Here is a 20,206-nt window from a genome sequence, read left to right as displayed (position 1 = left end):
AAACTTATTGTTTAAAATACATTTTCTTATCCACCACTCTATCCATATAATCTTGAATAAAAGCTTTGCAATTAAGCTCTATTTCATTCATTTCAGGATTTCGTTTTTTTATTAAATTATTTTTTAATGCTTTATCATTTTTATCATAAAACCCTAACGCAGTTTTACCGTCAAATGTACAGATATAATTCCCTTTAGAAAACTGATATATATTTCCTGTTGAATTAATAACAAACGGCTGACTTGATTTTTTGTCCAATAAACTTCTGCCCCAACTTCTAAATGGTTTCCTATACCCAATCATATCCAAAATCGTAGGGTAAATATCAATTTGTTGTGCCAAATCATCATCAACGCCTACATACTTACTATTGGGTTTATAAATGATAATAGGGACTGCAAAATGGTTAATCGCTTTTTGATATTCATCATAATAAATTTGGTTACAGTGATCTGCAACCAGAACGAAAATGGTATTGGAAAACCAAGGTTTCTTTTTGGCTTCATCAAAAAATCGTTTCAGGGCAAAATCCGTATACTCCGCACATTTATGAATAGGAACACCGCCCTCATGAAATCTATTTTTATATTTCTCCGGAATAATATAGGGTTCATGAGACGAAACTGTAAAAACGGAAGCAAAAAATGGGGTCTTCTTTTTGTCTAAAGTGTTTTTCATGTACTGAAGAAAAGGCTCATCCCAAATTCCCCAAAAACCATCAAATTGAGAATCGTCATTGAACTCCGTTCTTCCATAATAATTATCAAAACCTAATATATTCCCGAAACCTAAAAAGCCCATAGAACCATTGGCAGCACCATGGAAAAAAGACGTATTATAGCCTTCACTTTCTAAAGTGGATACAAGGGATTCTATTTTCTGTTTTGGATAAGGAGACGACGTAAAGGCATCTTTGAATGATGGAATTCCTGCTAAAACGGATGACATTCCGTGAATCGACTGTCGTCCATTTGCGTAAGCATTTGTAAAAATCATGCTGTGCTGCGATAAGGAATCCAGAAAAGGAGCATGGCTCTTATAATTCGGGATTTTTGAATTTTTATTAAAAGCACCTATGTACTCACGTCCATAACTTTCGAGAATAAACACCACCACATTAGGCTTAGTCGCAGGATTATTATGATATTGTTTAATCGGCTGTACTTTTTCCAGAATCACTTGTTCGTTGACATTCGGATAATTGGGTTTCAGGAAACTGTTGCTAAACAACGTTCTGATAATGGCAAAAGGCGTATTGAGCACAATATCCGATTGAACGATATTTTTCACATGTCTACTGGCGTCCAAAAGGTTAATAGGTCGCGTTGCTTTATTAAAATCACCACCACGAATTCCTCCGATTATAAGTAAAACAACCCAAAAAAACCCAATGGTTGAGAATCCAAAATAATGCAGTTTTTTTGACGGTACAGCAACCGCAACAATTACTTTTTTATACAAATAAATCCAAAGCGCTGAAAATAATACAAATAAGATAAAAACATACCAATAGTCATATAGAAAACTAAAAAGCAATACTTTCTTATTTGTTTCATGTTTCAAGACATTCAGGACTACAATTGTTGTGCGTGCAAAAGTATATTTGTAATAAATAAAATCAATAAAATTAGTCGCATAAGCCACTAAATTAGTCCCAAAATAAAGATAAAAAAGAGATTTTTGATAGCCTGAATTCGTGTTTTTCCAAAAGGGTAAAATCGAAAAAACAATAAACAGCAAATTCACATATAAAATTGCAGTCGTATCGAAGGCCAAACCATAATAACAAAGTGAAAGTAAATCTGAAATAGAATCTACTTTTAACAAATTAATATTAAAAATATAAAATAGAATTCGAGCTATGAAGTAAAAAATATAAGCTAACGAAAGTCTGTATATCAGAACCTTGTATTCATTTAAGCGCAAGTGTTTGTGCATTTCAAAGTAAATTAGTTGTAAAAGAAGTGCAAAGATATTACAATTAATCTGTTAGCCACAGTTAAAATTTATACAAAAAAGGGAATCGAATCTTGAAAATCAGTTTTACAATCCATTAACTCTAATTACTAAACACCTTTTAAAGAGCCATTTATCCTAAATATTCTTTTTATAATAATGCTTAATCACTCCGTTTAAGATTACGGTAATTACTATTATAATAGCTCCAATGTAAAACTCAAAACTCATTTTTTCTTTTCCGCCAAGGATAAAATAAGCCAACACAATTCCGTAAACCGGTTCTAGATTCGTCGTCAGCATTACGGTGTAAGGAGTCAGTTTCTGCATCACTTTTACCGAAGCGGTAAATGCATAAGCAGTACAAATAGATGCTAAAATCAAAATTAAAACCCAATTACTGAATGTCAAAACAAAGAAATCCAAAGAGAATTTACCCTGAAATAAAAAGTAAACCGTAATAAAAGAAACACCGGCGAGAAACTCATAAAATGAAATTACCGATGGATCGTGATCTGCAATTAACTTTCCGTTCATAAGGGTAAACAAAACCCCTAATATAATGGCCGCCAAAGCGTAAAGCATCCCTTCCAGATAATTGACTTCTACTTTCATAATCAATCCTAATCCTGCAATGATAATCAGTCCAAAGAAAACTTCATACCACAACACTTTTCTGCCATAAAAAAGAGGCTCTAATACCGAGGCAAAAAAAGCACCCAAAGAGAAAACCGAAAGTGTGATGGAAACATTGGAAACATGGATGGCTTTGAAAAAAAAGATCCAATGCAACGCAATCAATAACCCAACGAAAATCAATTTTAAGAATGATTGCAACGGAATTCTAAATGACTTTTTTTTGAATACAATAAACAATCCTAGAAAAACACTGGCAAAAAGCATTCGATACCAAACCAATGCATCCGGTTTTATGGTGATTAAAGCTCCTAAAATAGCGGTAAAACCCCAGATAAAAACAATTAGATGCAGGTTTAAGTAAGGCTTTAATTTATCGTTTTGCATTGCGTAATAAATAAATGGCTAAAATACCAAAAGCCATATTAGGCAACCAAACAGCCAGCATGGCAGGAATACTTGATTTCTCAGCTAGTACACCAAAGATTTTATCAAAAAACACAAAGGCAAAAGCTAAGGCGATTCCTATCGCTAAATTCATTCCCATTCCGCCTCTGCGTTTCATTGAGGAAACGGAAACCGCAATAATGGTCAGAATAAATGCCGAAACCGGAACACTGAATTTCTTATATAAAACCACTAAATAAACATTGATATTAGACGAACCCCGCTTTTTCTCTTTATCAATAAAGTTGATAAGTTTATTCAAGCTTAGGGTTTCAGCGATATATACAACAGGAGCTAAATCCTCTAAATCAAAACTAAAACGGGCCTCTTTTTCAGCCAATTTTTCAATTTTATCACCATTGACCCCTACCGTTCTTTTGGTATAATCATACATAGTGTACGTCTTACTTTTTGGGTTCCATTTTATTCTGCTTGCCGAAATTTTATAAATCAGTTTCTCTTTATCAAACTTTTCCAATGAAAAATTAAAAGCAGTCTTTGACAGCGTATTAAAGCTATTCACGTAGATAAATTCAGTATCGCTGATTTGTCGGTACACATCAGTATCGTCACCTCGCATGGCTTCTTTACCTCCAGTACGCAAATACGTATACCTGAAATTATTAAATCCTTCGCTGGCAGCAGGAACCACAAAAAATCCCATCAACAATACGAAAACAGAAACCATTGAAGCCCCTATAATGTAAGGCCTTAAAAAACGGGTAAAAGAAATCCCCGAACTCAAAATGGCGATAATCTCCGTGTTGTTGGCTAGTTTCGAAGTAAACCAAATAATGGATAAAAATAAAAATATCGGGAACAAGGAATTGGCAAAATAAACCGTGAAATTATAATAGTAAATCGCAATTTCAACAAATGGTATTTTGTTCTCGAGCATGAAATTAATCTTCTCCGAAACATCAATAATAATCCCAATAGGTATAAACATCAACAACATAACCGAAAAAGTGGCTAAATATCTTTTTAAGATGTACTTGTCTATTATTGTTAGCATATTTTAAATTATGAATTATGAATTATGAATTATGAGTTACTAGCTAACTCATAATTCATTATTCATAATTATTTTATAGTCTTTGGTTCATATTCTTCACCATCATTTCTTTCCACGGTCTGAAATCGCCCGCTAAGATATGTTTTCTGGCCTCACGAACCAACCACATATAAAATCCAAGATTATGGATTGTAGCAATTTGTTTCCCCAGGTATTCATTGGCAGCAAAAAGGTGACGCAAATACGCTTTGGTATATTCCGTATCAACATATGTGATTCCCATTTCGTCAATAGGTGAAAAATCAGCTTCCCACTTTTTGTTTTTGATATTAATCGAACCGTTAGCTGTAAATAACATTCCGTTTCTGGCGTTACGCGTAGGCATCACACAGTCAAACATGTCAATTCCAAGGGCAATATTCTCCAGAATATTTATCGGAGTTCCAACGCCCATCAGGTAACGGGGTTTGTCTTCGGGAAGGATTTCACAAACTATTTCGGTCATGGCATACATTTCCTCTGCAGGTTCCCCTACTGAAAGTCCGCCAATCGCATTTCCTTGTTGATTTGAATTCGCAATATATTCAGCTGATTGTTGGCGTAAATCTTTATAACAACTTCCTTGAACAATTGGGAAAAACGTTTGCTCGTATCCGTATTTAAAAGGCTGCGTGTCTAAATGATTGATGCAACGGTCTAACCAGCGGTGCGTCATTTTCATCGAACGTTTTGCGTAGTTATAATCACATGGATACGGCGTACATTCATCAAAAGCCATGATAATATCGGCACCTATGGTACGTTGAATTTCCATCACATTCTCTGGCGTAAAAAAGTGGTATGAACCGTCTATATGTGATTTGAACTTCACGCCTTCTTCCTTAATTTTTCTATTGGCCGAAAGCGAATACACTTGGTATCCACCGGAATCCGTCAAAATATTGCGGTCCCAGTTCATGAATTTATGTAAACCACCTGCTTTCTCCAAGATTTCGGTTTGTGGTCGCAAGTATAAATGGTAGGTATTCCCCAAGATAATATCCGGGTTTATATCGTCTTTCAATTCGCGTTGATGAACACCTTTTACAGAACCTACGGTCCCTACAGGCATAAAAATTGGGGTTTCAATCACACCGTGATCAGTGGTAATACTTCCTGCTCTGGCTTTGGACAGCGGATCTTTTTTTAATAAATCAAACTTCATAAACACGTTTTTCTCCCGACCGTTCGGAACGGCAAAGATAGGTTAATTTGACCCCCCCATCAAAAAAATATTTTTCTTCCGATGAAATGAAAAAGGGGATTCCTGACAACCAAAATTTAAATACTTTCTTTTAAGAAAATTAGATAATTACATCATTTAATTACAATTTGTGAATTCCCATTTTGCAAGGGTTTTCAAATCGTTTTTTGAATTCAATGAATCTTCTAAAATTTAAAATTTGGGTGTAACTTATCATCCTTATCAGAACTTGAACCATTATAGGATTTAAAATCATCAGCTAAAAAGCTAGCTACTTTATCAGCGTCTCCACTAACAAATGCTTGGGTCATGGCTTCAACCGCATTAATTGCAGGATGCTCTACATAAATAGTTCCATTAGTTTACTTTTGTCCGTAAGTGATGCAAGTAGCGACCAACAATACAATTGAGAATTTTTTTTCACATTTAATTGATTTTTAGTTATAAAGACCTTAAATTTAACAAAAAAAAACACTGATTTTTAATACATTATGCTATTATTATTTTTAGTTAAATTGAAATTAAGGAGCGCTAATCTAAAATTTTAGACGCCACTTTGGAATGAATTTTTAACCAATAGATTCTTTATTTATATTTAGTACAGTATTACTCTTTTTTTGCTCATTTTGTCCCGTTTTTCCATCATCACATAGTCTTTCATTTTCATCATTTTAAAAAATGATTATCCATACAGTACTATCAAATTACATTTTTGAAATACAGTTCTTATTTTTTATAATTCTAAAACAACACATAAACATTTAATTAACAGACTATTGAATACATTTTATTTAACTTTATGTGTTATATAGGTAACAATTAAAAATTATAAAAATGGAAACAAAGAATCAATCAACAGCAACCACTGAATCCAACAAACAAAAACTCGTAATAGTAAGAGAATTTGATGCATCCCGAGAGCTTGTTTGGAAAGCTTGGACAGATCCTGAAAGTTGTAAGAAATGGTGGGGACCAAAAAATTTTACTTGCCCGGTCTGTAAAATAGATTTTAAAGTTGGAGGTAAATATCTTAATTGCATGCGATCTTCTGAGGGTAAGGAATTTTGGGGCACAGGAACTTACCTCGAAATTGTCCCTATAGAGCGAATTGTTTGCACGGATTCATTTGCAGATGAGAAAGGGAATGTCGTTTCTGCGACACATTATGGCATGGAAGGTTTCCCGCTAGAATTGCGGGTAACCGTTACATTTGAAGAGCATGAAGGAAAAACAAAAATGACTCTTGTTCATGAAGGGATTCCATCAGGAAAAATAACCGATTTAACCAATGTCAGTTGGAACGAATCTTTTGACAAGCTTGCGGAAAGTTTAAAATAATTCTGAAAGAGCCTTACTAAAAAAATATTTCTCAAAAAAGAATCTCTACTACCCGAACAGACCATCCCAAATAATCTTAATATCAAATACTTAACCATTTATTTTAGAAAATGCAAATTTGATACAACCATCACTACAATTGTATGATTTGGTTGTTCATCCCATACTTTTAAATTTCATTTTTTGCAATAATTCCTAAATTATTCAACTATGATGGAAGGACTAAATACAGCGGAAGCTCAAGAAAAACTAAAAATTTTTGGTTTTAATGAATTGCCATCATCAAAACCAAAATCCATTTGGCTCATCGCCTTGGAAGTCATGAAAGAGCCCATGTTCATTTTATTGATTAGCTGTGGGGTACTCTATATTCTATTGGGCGATTACAGAGAAGGCATTATTTTACTTTCTGCCATTTTGCTTATCATTTTCATCACTTTTTACCAATATCAGAAAACCGAAAAAGCACTGGAAGCACTCAAAAAACTGTCTTCGCCACGCGCTTTGGTGATTCGGGACGGAAAAGAAATCCGAATTCCCGGACGCGAAGTAGTTCCGGATGATATCATTTTATTAAATGAAGGTGATCGGATTGCCGCTGATGCAAAAGTGCTCGACACCATAAATCTCATCGTTGATGAATCATTGCTTACTGGCGAATCAGTTGCAGTAACGAAAAACGTACAAACCGATGCATCGGATTCACATGGATTGGTTTTCAGCGGAACGCTTGTGGTACAGGGAAAAGGATTTGCAAAGGTTTTTGCTACCGGAACAAAAACACAGTTTGGAAAAATTGGAATCTCTTTACAAAATATTGAGGAAGATGAAACCCGCTTGCAAAAAGAAATGAAAGTGTTGATTCGGAATCTATTCCTGATTGGTATTTTTATCAGCATTGGCATCATTGCAACCTTCTATTTCACTAGAGGAAATTTCATTCAAGCATTACTGAACGGACTTGCTGCTGCGATGTCCATTTTACCCGAAGAGTTTCCCGTTATTCTTACCGTATTTCTGGCTTTGGGTGCCTGGCAATTATCCAAAAAAAATGTGCTGACCAGAAAACCTTCCGCTATTGAGACATTAGGTTCGGCAACTGTTTTATGCACGGATAAAACAGGAACCATTACCCAAAATAAAATGGAAATTGCCACTATTTATGATGGTCAGGAAATCGTTCTAAAGAGTATTTTCCATGAGAAACAAAATCAGATCTCAAATTTAGTTGTTGCCGCACATTATGCTTCTAGAAAAGATGCGATTGACCCGATGGAACAGGCGATTTACAAAACACATGAAGCAATAATTTCGCACAAAAAATCAGACCATAAACTCCTAAAAGAATATCCATTAAGCAAAGAATTACTTGCTATGACTCGTGTTACGGAAAATGTCACTGAAAATTCCATATCTGTTTCTGCCAAAGGCGCCCCGGAAGCTATTTTTAAACTTTGTAAAATGAATGAAGAGGAAACGACAAAACATTTTTCAGCCGTACATCAAATGGCCGAGCAAGGATATCGAGTTATTGCTGTTGCAAATGCTGCACATCATAAGGAACAACTTCCAGATTCGCAACATGAATTTGACTTCAGTTTTCTGGGGCTTATTGGTCTAGAAGACCCCATTCGTCCAGAAGTCCCCCAAGCCATAAAAGAGTGCCATGAAGCCGGTATGCAAGTGATTATGATAACCGGCGATTTTCCCGCTACTGCAAAAAGTATTGCTTTATCCATAGGTCTTCATGCCAATAAAGGAATTATTTCTGGAGATGAGTTAACTGCAATGAGTGATGAGGAACTAAAATTAAAAATAACTAAAACCAATGTTTTCGCACGCGTAATTCCTGAACAAAAACTGAGGATTGTTCAAGCCTTGAAAGCCAATAACGAAATCGTGGCAATGACAGGCGACGGAGTAAATGATGCACCTGCCTTGAAAGCGGCCAATATTGGTATTGCGATGGGAAATAAAGGAACGGATGTAGCTAGAGAAGCCTCTTCGCTCGTTTTATTGGATGATAACTTCGCTTCCATTGTTTCGGCAATTCGCTCCGGAAGAAGGATTTTTGATAATCTGCAAAAAGCAATGTCGTATGTTCTCTCCATTCATATTCCTATAATCGGGCTTACCCTTTTACCTGCATTCAATACTTCAATTCCATTGTTATTGATGCCGCTGCATATTGTTTTTATGGAATTGATAAATGATCCCGTTTGTTCCATTGCGTTCGAATCAGAGCAGGAAGAAAAAGGAATCATGCAACGTCCTCCCAGAGATCCAAACGAACAATTTTTTGGCGGAAGAAAGATTATACTTAGTGTCATGCAAGGCTTTTTATTGTTGGCTATGGTTTTATCGGTTTATTTATTTTCCAAATTCCAAGAATATCCCGAAGGAGAAATAAGAGCTATCGTCTTTTCGGCACTACTGCTTGGAAATATTTTTATCATTTTGACCAATATTTCAAAAACAAGAAACGTTATCTCCGTAATAACCGAAAGAAATCCAGTTACAATCCCCATTCTGCTAACAGCCATCATAATGTTACTGCTGATTATTTCCATTCAGTCGTTGCGGAATACTTTTAATTTTGAAGTAACGAATTACAATCATTTTATACCTTCTATTTTAGGAGCGATTGGTATCCTTATCCTTCTTGAAACCATAAAATATTTTAAAAACAGAAGCATACAAAATAAAAAATCCTTTGTGTAACAAAAGTTACTGTGCAACGCTTATTCTTGCTTTACTTTTGTATCATAATTTAGTTAAACGTTATTTGATTAATTAAAAAACATAAAAATGAACTTAGAAAAAATAATCAAAGAAAACAAGGAACTGTCGTAGATGTGCGTTCCCATGCTGAATTTATGGGTGGTCATGTAGCCGATTCGATTAATATTCCACTGAATGAAATTCCGCAAAGAGTAGAAGAATTACGAAATCTTAAAACACCGTTAGTACTTTGTTGCGCATCGGGAAACAGAAGCGGACAAGCACAACTTTTCCTGACTGAACATGGAATCGAATCTTATAATGGTGGTTCCTGGTTAGATGTAAATTATCATCAATCTCAAAATAAATAAAATGATTAATACACTCAAAAATTTATTTGGATTTGGTCCAAAAGTAAATTATACCGATTTAGTACAGCAAGGAGCTATTATTCTGGATGTTCGAAGCAAAGGGCAATATGCAGGCGGACACATAAAAGGTTCCCTAAATATTCCGGTTGATACTTTAAGTAACAATCTTTCTAAACTCAAAGATAAGAACCAATCAATAATCACTAGTTGTGCCTCAGGTATGCGAAGTGCTTCAGCAAAAAGTATTTTGAAATCAAATGGATTTACTAAAGTGTACAATGGTGGCGGTTGGAGTAGTCTTCAAAATAAAATTGGTTATTAAAATAAAAGTCCCCACAGCAATAAAGCAGTACGTTAAATTTTGGAAAAAATCATACTATTCGTATTTACAATTAGTTAATTAACAATTGATTCGATTCTAGTTTGTTTAATTTTATACTATTAAAAAAGTAAGTAGTGAGTTTGTAATACACCAACAACAAATTTTAATATTTACAACAATTAATCTTAAAAAAACAACTATTATGAGACCTGAAAGTAGTAAAAACGAACCTTTTAAAGGAGCTGTTCAAGCAAAATCAAACGCGGCACATGGATTGAGAGATTTATTTGAAGTTGGATTGAAAGACATTTATTGGGCTGAAAAAGTATTGACTAAAACGTTGCCAAAAATGGTAAAAAATGCTTCATCGCCAGAATTAGTTAACTCATTAAAAAACCAGTTAAGCGAAACACAAGAACACGTTTCCCGTCTGGAAAAAATATTTGAAGTAACAGGTATTGCACCTACAGCAAAAAAATGCGATGCTATGCAGGGTATATTGAAAGAGACCAATGGACTTATCAGAGAAACCGATATTGGTATGGTACGTGATGCTGGGCTTATTGCTGCAGATCAAAAGGTAAAACATTACGAAATTGCAACCTATGGCACTTTACATGCTTTTGCAAAAACGCTAGGTGAAAATAAAGCGGCGGAATTGCTCGCTATGAATCTTAGTGAAGAGAAAAAAACGGATGCTAGATTAACTGGAATTGCATTATCTGCTATCAATAGAGAAGCTTATAGAGCTGATTCAATTACAAATACTTAGAATGTAATTTAATTGGACGAACAGTAATTTCTTATTGTTTCTCTATTTTACATAAAGCCTGCTTATGCGGGCTTTTTTTATGGATTAGTCTCATCTAAATTAGTAATTCAGATTATCACAAACTGTAACGGATTGTATATTAAATATTCAAAAAAACGTTTGCTGTAACCCTAAATAAAAATTACATTTGCACCAGTTTAACTTTTACACACAAAATGAAGCCTAACACACAACAATTAAACGATTTAACTATCCAAGTCAGAAGAGATATTCTTCGAATGGTTCACGCTGTAAACTCAGGTCACCCAGGAGGTTCTCTAGGTTGTACTGAATTTCTTGTAACCTTGTACCAAAACTTGATGGAACGCAAAGAAGGATTTGATATGGACGGAATTGGAGAAGACCTTTTCTTCCTTTCAAACGGGCATATTTCTCCTGTATTTTATAGCGTTTTAGCTAGAAGTGGTTATTTCCCAGTATCGGAACTAGCAACTTTCCGTTTGATCAATTCAAGATTACAAGGACACCCAACTACTCATGACAGTTTACCTGGAGTACGTATTGCATCAGGTTCTCTTGGACAAGGATTATCTGTAGGAATTGGAGCTGCACAAGCAAAAAAATTAAATGGTGACAACCATATTATTTACACGCTTCACGGTGATGGTGAATTACAAGAAGGTCAAAACTGGGAAGCAATTATGTATGCTTCTGCTAAAAAAGTAGACAATCTTATCGCTACAATCGACCTTAACGGGAAACAGATTGATGGTACAACTGACGAAGTTTTAGCAATGGGAAGTATCCGCGCTAAATTTGAAGCTTTTGATTGGGATGTTTTGGAAATTGAAAAAGGAAACGACATTGAAGCTATTATTGCTGGAATGAATGATGCTAAATCAAGAACTGGAAAAGGAAAACCAGTTTGTGTATTGTTGCATACTGAAATGGGTAACGGAGTAGATTATATGATGTACAGTCATGCTTGGCATGGTAAAGCACCAAATGATGCTCAACTTGACAATGCTTTAGGACAAAATTATAATACTGGAGGTAATTCAGACTACTAGGAAGTATTCAGTAATTAGTGTTCATTAGAATACTGCCAAAAATCTAAATTAAGAAATGAAAAAATATACAAATACAGGAAGTAAAGATACTCGTTCGGGTTTTGGAGCGGGAATGACCCAATTAGGTCAAACCAATGAAAATGTTGTGGCACTTTGTGCTGACTTAATTGGTTCATTAAAATTTGATGATTTCAAGAAAAATCACCCAGAGCGTTTTTTCCAAATTGGAATTGCTGAAGCGAATATGATTGGAATTGCAGCGGGTTTAACTATTGGAGGAAAAATTCCTTTCACTGGAACTTTCGCTAACTTCTCTACAGGAAGAGTTTATGATCAAATTCGTCAATCAGTTGCTTATTCTGAGAAAAATGTAAAAATTTGTGCTTCACATGCAGGATTAACTTTAGGTGAAGATGGTGCAACACACCAAATCCTTGAAGACATAGGATTAATGAAAATGTTACCGGGAATGACCGTAATCAACACTTGTGATTACAATCAAACTAAAGCGGCTACATTAGCAATTGCAGATCATCATGGTCCTGTTTATTTGCGTTTTGGTCGTCCGGTAGTACCTAACTTTATGCCATCTGATGAGCCTTTCGTAATTGGAAAAGCAATTGTTTTAAACGAAGGTGCTGATGTAACTATTGTTGCAACAGGACATTTAGTTTGGGAAGCACTTATTGCTGCTGAAGCATTGGAAGCAAAAGGTATTTCTGCCGAAGTAATCAACATCCATACGATCAAACCATTGGATGAAGAAGCGATATTGAAATCATTGGCAAAAACAAAATGTATCGTTACAGCTGAAGAGCACAATATCCTTGGTGGTCTTGGCGAAAGCGTTTCTAGGGTACTAGCATTAAACAATCCTGCTCCACAAGAGTTTGTTGCGGTAAATGACAGCTTTGGAGAATCTGGAACACCAGAGCAATTAATGGAAAAATATAAATTAAACAATCAAGCGATTGTTGAAGCTGTAGAAAGAGTTATTAAAAGAAAATAATAATTCCTCTTTTGAAATAAAAAATCCCGTTACAATAATTTTGTAACGGGATTTTTGAGTTTAAACCTTATCCTAAAAACAAATCGCTTTTTAGGATAACTTATTTTATAATTTACGGATGACAAGTTGCATCTAAATAATTTTTCTTACCTGAAGTACAACTTGGAATATCTGCAAATGGATAAGGCAATCCGGTAGCTGGATTTTTGATTTCTAATTTAGTGGTATAATTATCGCCATCATCATCTACATCTATAAAATTAGGAATACCATCTCCATCAGTATCATCAGGATTTACAGCAGGAGTAGTAGGATAGCTAGTAGTGCTCCTAAAGTCATGCATATATCCATCTCCGTTTAAATCTTCTAAATAAGACGGAATACCATCTAAATCCTGATCTAATCTATTTATTTCAAATAATTTAAAACTAAACACTAAAGGTGCATACGCCGGAATAATACCGCTTCCAGAAGCATAATATGCCAATCCTGAAGGAATAAACATTACTCCCGCACCAAAATCATTGTGCGTTACTGTTCCATCAGCATTTGAGGTATAAGTACCCGTTTTAAATTGTGGAAAGATTTCTCCCCACCCAGTAATAGTGCTAAATAAACTCAAAAAAGTTTGAGGATATTTAACTTCTTCAAATGGTGTTGAAGTTAGTGTTGTAACTCCTGATGTGGTGATACGCTCTAAATATTCTCCTTTATAAGCTGTTAAAACCCCATCCACATTACAAGGAGCAATACCTGTTCCTGTTCTTAAAACTAGATAATACATTTTATAGGTAACATCATGTAAACTTACATTTCTGGTTTTAAGCTCGTAATCCGTTTGATCGAAAATTGATTTTTGAGTTCCTCCAGTTGGTATCTTTGTAATCGTGATATCTTGATCGTCTGTAAATCCGGGATGATTTATAACAGTTATATAATTTGTTTTTAAATATTCTTCAATGTCAGTATTATCAGTGGCATATTGTACTGCATAATCTCTAAGTGGTTCAACTGTAGCGGTATCATTCTTCGAACATGAAAATAAAGAGATTGTTGTAATTAATAAAATAAAATAATACTTAAATTTGTTCATTATAGCTAATTTTTAAGTGCGCAAGATACAATATTGATTTATTTTTGTAAACTATTTAACTCCGATTTTAGAAAATTTATGAGAATAGACAAATATTTATGGTGCGTACGATACTATAAAACGAGAAACATGGTAACTGAAGCTTGTAAAAAAAATCATGTTACCGTAAATGGTCAGGTTGCCAAGCCTTCAAAGGAGGTTTTTCCTACTGATAAAATCACATTTCGAAAGGACCAAATCACCCAAATCATCACTGTTCTGGATATTCCTGAAAATCGTGTAGGGGCAAAACTGGTAGATATTTATAGACGAAACGATACTCCTGCCGAAGCTTATCAACATTTAGAACTGTTGAAATTATCCAAAGAGCATTATAGAAAAAACGGAACAGGAAGACCTACTAAAAAAGACCGAAGAGACATTGATGAATTTGGCAATGAAATCGTGAACGAGGAAGATGCAGATTAAAATACCCATTCTAAAACTTTAAAACTAAAACAATGAGCAAAAATATCATCTTAACGAATCAGGAAATTGAGCATAAAATAAAAAGAATTGCTTACCAAATCTATGAAACCTTTGTAGATGAAGAAGAAATTGTCATTGCCGGAATTGCAACTAATGGTTTTACTTTTGCAAAAAAAATAGCGCTTGTCCTTGAGACTATTTCTCCTCTTAAAGTTTCACTTTGCGAAGTGCAAATAAACAAACAGAATCCTGAATTACCAATTCATACTTCTTTATCAAAAGAACACTATGCCAATAAAGGATTAGTTCTTGTTGACGATGTTTTAAATTCAGGCACCACACTAATCTATGCCGTGAGACATTTTATCGATGTTCCTTTGAAAAAATTCAAAACAGCGGTCCTATTAGACCGAAACCATAAGAAGTATCCTGTAAAAGCTGATTTCAAAGGTATCTCGCTTTCAACCTCTCTACTAGAACACGTACAGGTCGTTTTTGATGAGGACGGGGATAATTATGCTTATTTAAGCTAAAATTTCAACAATATCCATAACAGTCTCTTCGATTGTTTTATCATCAACAATTACCTTATGTTGCGCTTGATTATAATAAAAACTTCTATCGAATAGATGTTTCGCAATAAACTCTTTCATTTCGTCCTCGCTTTTATCGGCAATAAGAGGACGTTTGCTTTTATTATGATTCAATCTATTAAACAAAGTCTCTATTGAAGCTTTGAGATAAACAGATGTCACATTATCGCTTTTTAGTAGTTCATGATTATTTGCATAACAAGGCGTCCCTCCGCCTAAACCTATAATTAAGTTATCAGGCGAATTTAATAATTCGACAAAAACTTCGTGTTCCAACTTTCTAAAATAAATTTCTCCATACTTTTCAAAAATCGCATTTATAGACAAATTTATTTTTTCTTCAATCTTTTTATCTAAATCCACGAAAGGAATTTCGATAATTTTTGACAGCTTATTCGCAATTGTGGACTTCCCACACCCCATATAACCCAATAATACAATTTTTCTCATTTGAATAAAACCTTACAAATTAAGGTGTTGTGTGATTTTGTTAAAAAAAGACAAATTTATAATAAAATTGCTTGCAAAACTCCAAAATAAGTTCTTATATTTGCACCCGCATTCAAGGAAAGAATATGACTCGATAGCTCAGTTGGTAGAGCACATCACTTTTAATGATGGGGTCCTGGGTTCGAGCCCCAGTCGGGTCACAATTTTAGTGATCAACACATAATTTCCTTGAAGCATTGACTCGATAGCTCAGTTGGTAGAGCACATCACTTTTAATGATGGGGTCCTGGGTTCGAGCCCCAGTCGGGTCACAAAAGGTTGAGTAATTTATTACTTGACCTTTTCTTTTTTAAGGCCACGTGGAGAAACGGTAGACTTGCCAGCTTGAGGGGCTGGTGCTCGCAAGGGCGTGTGGGTTCAAATCCCACCGTGGTCACTTTAAAATTTAAAAAGCCTGTAAAGCATTGTTTTTACAGGCTTTTTAAATTTTATCTTATTTATTGTAAATAACATAAAGATGTTTATATATTTTAATATACTCAATTATAAAATTTAACATCAATACTATTACTGTGCTATATTTAAATAAATTAAAAAATGTAATCCGATAGAGCCTTTTCATTATTCATAAAAATGTAACTTGGCCCTAATTTCTAAATCTTCAATGTCCATAAATGAAAGTTTTTACAATTAGACCTTAAAATTAACTAATATATTTCCAAATAGAGTTTTAAATGAAATGGATAACCAGAGAAAGACCAAAAATTGACCGGTTAGCCTGCCCTTGGTTAATAAAAAAACTTGTTGATAACGATGCTGAATTTATTTACCTCCCATTCAGCGAGGTACTTGATAAAGCAAAAGAATTAGATGCCATTCCATTTGACATTCCAAATGTGGAGTTTACCCATTACAAAGAACAAAGTACCTTTGACTATATTGTAAAAAAATATAAAATTGAAGATCCTGCTATTTTAATTATGGCTGATATTGTACGTGGTGCCGACACAGACAAACACGATATCGCAAAAGAATCAGCGGGACTTTGGGCAATTTCTGCAGGTCTTTCTTATAATATCACCGATGACTATAAGTTATTAGAAACGGGAATGGTTATTTATGATGCACTATACAGTTGGGCTACGCATTTATACAAACAAAATCATTTACAGAATAGTCCATTTGAAAAGATGCTACATGAAGTATATCATAAATTTTTGAAGGAGAAGAAAATAACCAACAAGAAAACACCTGTTTGGGTCAAAGATTTAAAAGCAATTATTCAGGATCAAATTGACGCCCAATTTACTTTTGACTTAAAGAAAATTTCCAACGACCTAGAACTTAATCCTTCTTATTTATCAAGAGAGTTTTCCAAGTATTTTGAAGACCTCAATTTTGGAGATTACGTTAGAAAATTACGAATTGAGAAAGCAATTACTCTTATTCAAAACTCAACCTATACCCTTACCGAAATAGCTTATATGACTGGCTTTTCAGATCAAAGTCATTTTACGAGAATATTCAAACAGAGTACAGGGAAAAATCCTTCTTCTTACCGAAAAAATTCACAAAAAAGTAATCCAGATACAAAAGGTAAATAGCATACTATTTATATCTTGTTAACATACATAGTTTTGTTTTTTATTAATCCAGAAACTCTGTTACTTTTTTAAATTATTTCATAATGAAGGAAAATCAAACATATACTTTAAAAGATTTAGCATTTTATTTTTTGAAATTAGGGACAATTGGTTTTGGTGGTCCGGTAGCATTAGTTGGTTATATGCACAGGGATTTAGTCGAAGACAGAAAATGGATTTCAGAAGAAGAATATAAGGAAGGTTTAGCTTTAGCGCAATTAGCGCCTGGCCCATTAGCGGCACAATTAGGGATTTACCTTGGATTTGTACATTACAGCTTTTTAGGAGCAACTTTGATAGGATTTGCCTTTGTTTTACCTTCTTTTATAATGGTGGTGCTATTAGGAATAGTTTATAAATTATACGGGGGATTGTCTTGGATACAAGCTGTTTTTTATGGCGTAGGTGCAGCTGTTATCGGTATTATTGTAATGAGTTCTTATAAGCTGACGCTAAAATCTATCGGTAAATTCAATTTAGTGTCTTTTAAAACGAATTGGCTATTGTGGCTGTTTTTTATTGTTGCTGTAACTATAACATTAGTAACACAGCAGGAGCAAGTTTTGTTATTTGTATTTGCTGGGCTTTTATATATGTTTGTCAAAGCTCCTCCTAAATGGTTTAATAGTAAAACTGTCAATTCTATTGTTCTATTACAAATAGGCTTTTGGAACTATGAAAATACCACTCTTATGAAAATTGCCCTCTTTTTTGCGGAAGCTGGAGCATTTGTATTTGGTAGTGGATTAGCAATTGTACCATTTTTACACTCAGGAGTTGTAATAGAAAATCAATGGTTATCTGAGCAACAATTTGTAGATGCTGTTGCTGTTGCCATGATTACTCCTGGTCCAGTTGTTATCACAGTTGGTTTTATAGGCTATTTAGTTGCAGGCTTTCCCGGAGCTTTAATTGCAGCTTTAGCAACATTTTTGCCATGCTATTTATTTACGATTGCTTTGGCCCCATCCTTTAAGAAAATAGCACAAAATAAATCAATCAAAGCCTTTGTGGACGGCATTACAGCGACAGTTGTTGGTGCATTAGTAGGAGCCGTTGGTGTAATTGCATCCAGAAGTATTTTGGATGTTCCAACAGCGTTAATAGCTATTGCAACAATTTTTGCTTTACTTTATATTAAAAAAATTCAAGAACCCTATATTATTGTTGTTGCAGCAGTTGTGGGAATCATTATAAAATTAATAGTATGAACAGAAAAGATTTTTTAAAATCGAGTACTTTATTTGGTGCAGCAGCATTAGTTCTTCCTACTACCAATGCATTTTCTAAGAATTTAGCTGACAATTCCATTGATAAACTGGTTGATGCAAATGGCAATTATATCCAGCAGACATTACCCTATAGTGAAAGTTTTCTGGAACCCTACATGGATGCCGAAACTTTGCATTTGCATTATACTTTTCATCATGGTGGAGCTGTAAAAGGAGCCAATAAAGATTTGCAAATGATAAAAAAAGCATTGGATGAAAACAATTTGGAGACCATTGATTTTTGGACAAAAAAATTGTCTTATCATTTTTCCTCACATATACTGCATTCCATATTTTGGACAAATCTCACCAATAAACCTAACCTACCCAAAGGCAATTTATTAAAGCGAATAGAAAAAAGCTTCGGCAGTTTTGATAAACTAAAAGTTTTAATTGCTGCCACTTCAAAAAATGTTGATGGCAACGGATGGGGAATTTTAGCATACCAACCTTATAGTGATAGTCTAGTGGTTTTACAATGTGAAAATCACGAAAAACTCACCCAATGGGGAGCAATACCTATTCTAGTAATTGATGTGTGGGAACATGCCTACTACTTAAAATATAAAAACAAACGAACCGATTTTGTAGATGCTTTATTCAATATTATCAATTGGGATAATGTAGCACTACGTTTGAATGATGCTGAAAAATTAATGAAATAAAATTATAGCTAAATCCTAAAGTAGTAATATTAAGTTTTGTAATTAAAATTAAACAACAGCTTAACTTTCTTTAGTTTTAGTTAAAACAGAGTATTTAAACTAATTATAAAATTTACATTTCACACAAAAGTTTCAAATCCTTAAACGAAAGGGTCGATTTTTTCCAAGGTGTTCACAACACAACAAAAAATGCTTCAAAATAATTCAAGTTTACTTGATTATTTTTGAAGCATTTTTATTTTCAAAACAAAACTTTATAAAAAAACAAAACTAATTGAAGCTTCTACCCCAAAACCTGTGGAGAGGCAAAAATTATGCGTAACTATTAGTTAGCCTAAAATTGATTTTTTTTACTCATTCAAAATAAATTACAATTCTATTCGTTAATGGAATAGCTGAAAGAATTGTACCTTTATAAATCAGTTCTTTTTTTTTCTGAAAATTCACCCCCAATTTCAAACCTAAGTTATTTATGAAAAAACTAATCCTCGTTGCATTATTATTAAGCTCTTTAGTCGGATGGAGTCAAGACCCAATTGCTTATGATTTTTTTGATCAAGCATTAAAAAAAGCAGCCTCTGGAAACTTAAAAGGATCAATAGATGATTATACTAAGGCAATCAAAAGAGATCCCTTATTTGCAGAAGCATACTTAAACAGAGCACTTTCAAAACAAAAAACAGGAGATATAAAAGGAGCTTTAGTTGATGTTAACACAACTATAAGCATTGACCCAAAAAGAGGAGATGCTTACACTACTCGTGCTGATATTAATTACAAATCAAAGAATTATAAAGGTACTATTGAAGACTGTACCCAATCTATTATTTTAAACCCAAAAGATTACATCGCTTACAACCTTAGAGGGCTATCCTACATTCATATTGAAGATAAAAAGAGTGCGTGTGCTGATTTCTCCAAAGCCATTCAATACGGAAGCCAAAGTGCCGCAAAAAACAAAAAAATGTTTTGTAAGTAATAATTTCGAAGCTTATTAAAACAATAAAAAAAGAGGCTGTCCGAAAAGTAATTTTCGGGCAGTTTTTTTTGTTTATTACTTTGATTCTTCGTATTTTTAAGTACCAAAATCAGCGATTATGCAGCCAGTTTTTAAACCTCATT

General features: G+C 34.0%; 19 protein-coding genes and 3 tRNA genes. 16 read left to right on the top strand and 6 right to left on the bottom strand.

The genetic code is table 11. From position 1 onward, the window contains the following. Positions 1-4: 4 nt before the first annotated feature. From ACM55I_RS13425 to tgt, 4 genes are all read right to left on the bottom strand, one after another. Positions 5-1,939 carry an LTA synthase family protein gene (locus ACM55I_RS13425; RefSeq protein ID WP_416847350.1) on the bottom strand — a complete coding sequence of 645 codons (1,935 nt, stop codon included), beginning with the start codon at positions 1,937-1,939 and terminating at the stop codon, positions 5-7. Positions 1,940-2,095: 156 nt separating this feature from the next. Continuing rightward, complete coding sequence (locus tag ACM55I_RS13420; RefSeq protein ID WP_416847349.1) at positions 2,096-2,980, bottom strand: DMT family transporter; 885 nt, start codon at positions 2,978-2,980, stop codon at positions 2,096-2,098. Next, entirely contained in the window at positions 2,967-4,055 is a 1,089-nt protein-coding gene (locus tag ACM55I_RS13415) for an LptF/LptG family permease (protein ID WP_416847348.1), read from the bottom strand. Before ACM55I_RS13415 ends, ACM55I_RS13420 begins: the two co-directional genes overlap by 14 nt. Before the next feature lie 73 nt (positions 4,056-4,128). Beyond that, on the bottom strand, positions 4,129-5,259 hold the full coding sequence (gene tgt / locus ACM55I_RS13410) for a tRNA guanosine(34) transglycosylase Tgt (RefSeq protein ID WP_416847347.1): 1,131 nt from the start codon (positions 5,257-5,259) through the stop codon (positions 4,129-4,131). 873 nt (positions 5,260-6,132) lie between these two features. Between tgt and ACM55I_RS13405 the strand changes: the two genes are divergently transcribed. The 7 genes from ACM55I_RS13405 (at position 6,133) to ACM55I_RS13375 (ending at position 12,901) form a co-directional block, all read left to right on the top strand. Continuing rightward, positions 6,133-6,636 (top strand): SRPBCC family protein, encoded by a 504-nt coding sequence (locus ACM55I_RS13405; protein ID WP_416847346.1) that lies wholly within the window; start codon positions 6,133-6,135, stop codon positions 6,634-6,636. Positions 6,637-6,846: 210 nt separating this feature from the next. Then, on the top strand, positions 6,847-9,357 hold the full coding sequence (locus ACM55I_RS13400; RefSeq protein ID WP_416847345.1) for a cation-translocating P-type ATPase: 2,511 nt from the start codon (positions 6,847-6,849) through the stop codon (positions 9,355-9,357). 134 nt (positions 9,358-9,491) lie between these two features. Next, positions 9,492-9,728: a rhodanese-like domain-containing protein gene (locus ACM55I_RS13395; protein WP_416847344.1), complete on the top strand. Its 237-nt coding sequence runs from the start codon at positions 9,492-9,494 to the stop codon at positions 9,726-9,728. A 1-nt stretch (position 9,729) separates the two neighbouring features. Then, on the top strand, positions 9,730-10,050 hold the full coding sequence (locus ACM55I_RS13390; protein WP_416847342.1) for a rhodanese-like domain-containing protein: 321 nt from the start codon (positions 9,730-9,732) through the stop codon (positions 10,048-10,050). Positions 10,051-10,252: 202 nt separating this feature from the next. Beyond that, the gene (locus ACM55I_RS13385) at positions 10,253-10,822 is read left to right on the top strand and encodes a YciE/YciF ferroxidase family protein (RefSeq protein WP_416847341.1); all 570 of its coding nucleotides are present in this window, start codon (positions 10,253-10,255) and stop codon (positions 10,820-10,822) included. A 215-nt stretch (positions 10,823-11,037) separates the two neighbouring features. Then, positions 11,038-11,892, top strand: a complete 855-nt coding sequence (locus ACM55I_RS13380; RefSeq protein ID WP_039109187.1) for a transketolase — start codon at positions 11,038-11,040, stop codon at positions 11,890-11,892. Between the two features lie 55 nt (positions 11,893-11,947). Next, entirely contained in the window at positions 11,948-12,901 is a 954-nt protein-coding gene (locus ACM55I_RS13375) for a transketolase family protein (protein ID WP_416847339.1), read from the top strand. A gap of 112 nt (positions 12,902-13,013) precedes the next feature. On the opposite strand, the gene ACM55I_RS13370 is transcribed toward ACM55I_RS13375, so the two are convergent. Continuing rightward, positions 13,014-13,994 carry an FKBP-type peptidyl-prolyl cis-trans isomerase gene (locus ACM55I_RS13370; protein ID WP_416847338.1) on the bottom strand — a complete coding sequence of 327 codons (981 nt, stop codon included), beginning with the start codon at positions 13,992-13,994 and terminating at the stop codon, positions 13,014-13,016. A gap of 78 nt (positions 13,995-14,072) precedes the next feature. Here ACM55I_RS13370 and ACM55I_RS13365 point away from each other — a divergent pair, with 78 nt between their 5' ends. After that, positions 14,073-14,462: an RNA-binding S4 domain-containing protein gene (locus ACM55I_RS13365; RefSeq protein ID WP_416847337.1), complete on the top strand. Its 390-nt coding sequence runs from the start codon at positions 14,073-14,075 to the stop codon at positions 14,460-14,462. A gap of 32 nt (positions 14,463-14,494) precedes the next feature. Beyond that, complete coding sequence (locus tag ACM55I_RS13360) at positions 14,495-14,995, top strand: phosphoribosyltransferase domain-containing protein (RefSeq protein ID WP_416847336.1); 501 nt, start codon at positions 14,495-14,497, stop codon at positions 14,993-14,995. On the opposite strand, the gene ACM55I_RS13355 is transcribed toward ACM55I_RS13360, so the two are convergent. Continuing rightward, a complete protein-coding gene (locus ACM55I_RS13355) occupies positions 14,987-15,505 on the bottom strand; it encodes a shikimate kinase (RefSeq protein WP_416847335.1) in 519 nt (172 codons plus the stop codon). The genes ACM55I_RS13360 and ACM55I_RS13355 overlap by 9 nt on opposite strands. 127 nt (positions 15,506-15,632) lie before the next feature. Here ACM55I_RS13355 and ACM55I_RS13350 point away from each other — a divergent pair. The 7 genes from ACM55I_RS13350 to ACM55I_RS13320 all read left to right on the top strand — a co-directional run bounded on the left by ACM55I_RS13350 (position 15,633) and on the right by ACM55I_RS13320 (position 20,063). Continuing rightward, positions 15,633-15,705: transfer RNA gene (locus tag ACM55I_RS13350), tRNA-Lys, on the top strand. A gap of 38 nt (positions 15,706-15,743) precedes the next feature. Further along, positions 15,744-15,816: transfer RNA gene (locus ACM55I_RS13345), tRNA-Lys, on the top strand. 42 nt (positions 15,817-15,858) lie between these two features. Beyond that, positions 15,859-15,941 (top strand) — tRNA-Leu (locus ACM55I_RS13340). Between the two features lie 298 nt (positions 15,942-16,239). Further along, positions 16,240-17,109 (top strand): chromate resistance protein ChrB domain-containing protein, encoded by an 870-nt coding sequence (locus ACM55I_RS13335; RefSeq protein ID WP_416847334.1) that lies wholly within the window; start codon positions 16,240-16,242, stop codon positions 17,107-17,109. An 83-nt stretch (positions 17,110-17,192) separates the two neighbouring features. Continuing rightward, complete coding sequence (locus ACM55I_RS13330) at positions 17,193-18,359, top strand: chromate transporter (protein ID WP_416847333.1); 1,167 nt, start codon at positions 17,193-17,195, stop codon at positions 18,357-18,359. Next, entirely contained in the window at positions 18,356-19,084 is a 729-nt protein-coding gene (locus tag ACM55I_RS13325; RefSeq protein WP_416847332.1) for a superoxide dismutase, read from the top strand. The genes ACM55I_RS13330 and ACM55I_RS13325 overlap by 4 nt, the downstream gene beginning before the upstream one ends. Before the next feature lie 472 nt (positions 19,085-19,556). After that, positions 19,557-20,063: a tetratricopeptide repeat protein gene (locus ACM55I_RS13320; RefSeq protein ID WP_416847331.1), complete on the top strand. Its 507-nt coding sequence runs from the start codon at positions 19,557-19,559 to the stop codon at positions 20,061-20,063. The last annotated feature ends 143 nt before the right edge of the window (positions 20,064-20,206 follow it).

The organism is Flavobacterium algoris (assembly GCF_048158525.1).
Lineage (GTDB): Bacteria > Bacteroidota > Bacteroidia > Flavobacteriales > Flavobacteriaceae > Flavobacterium > Flavobacterium algoris.
Note: the sequence above shows the minus strand (reverse complement) of the source record. Positions and strands in the feature narration are given on the sequence as shown.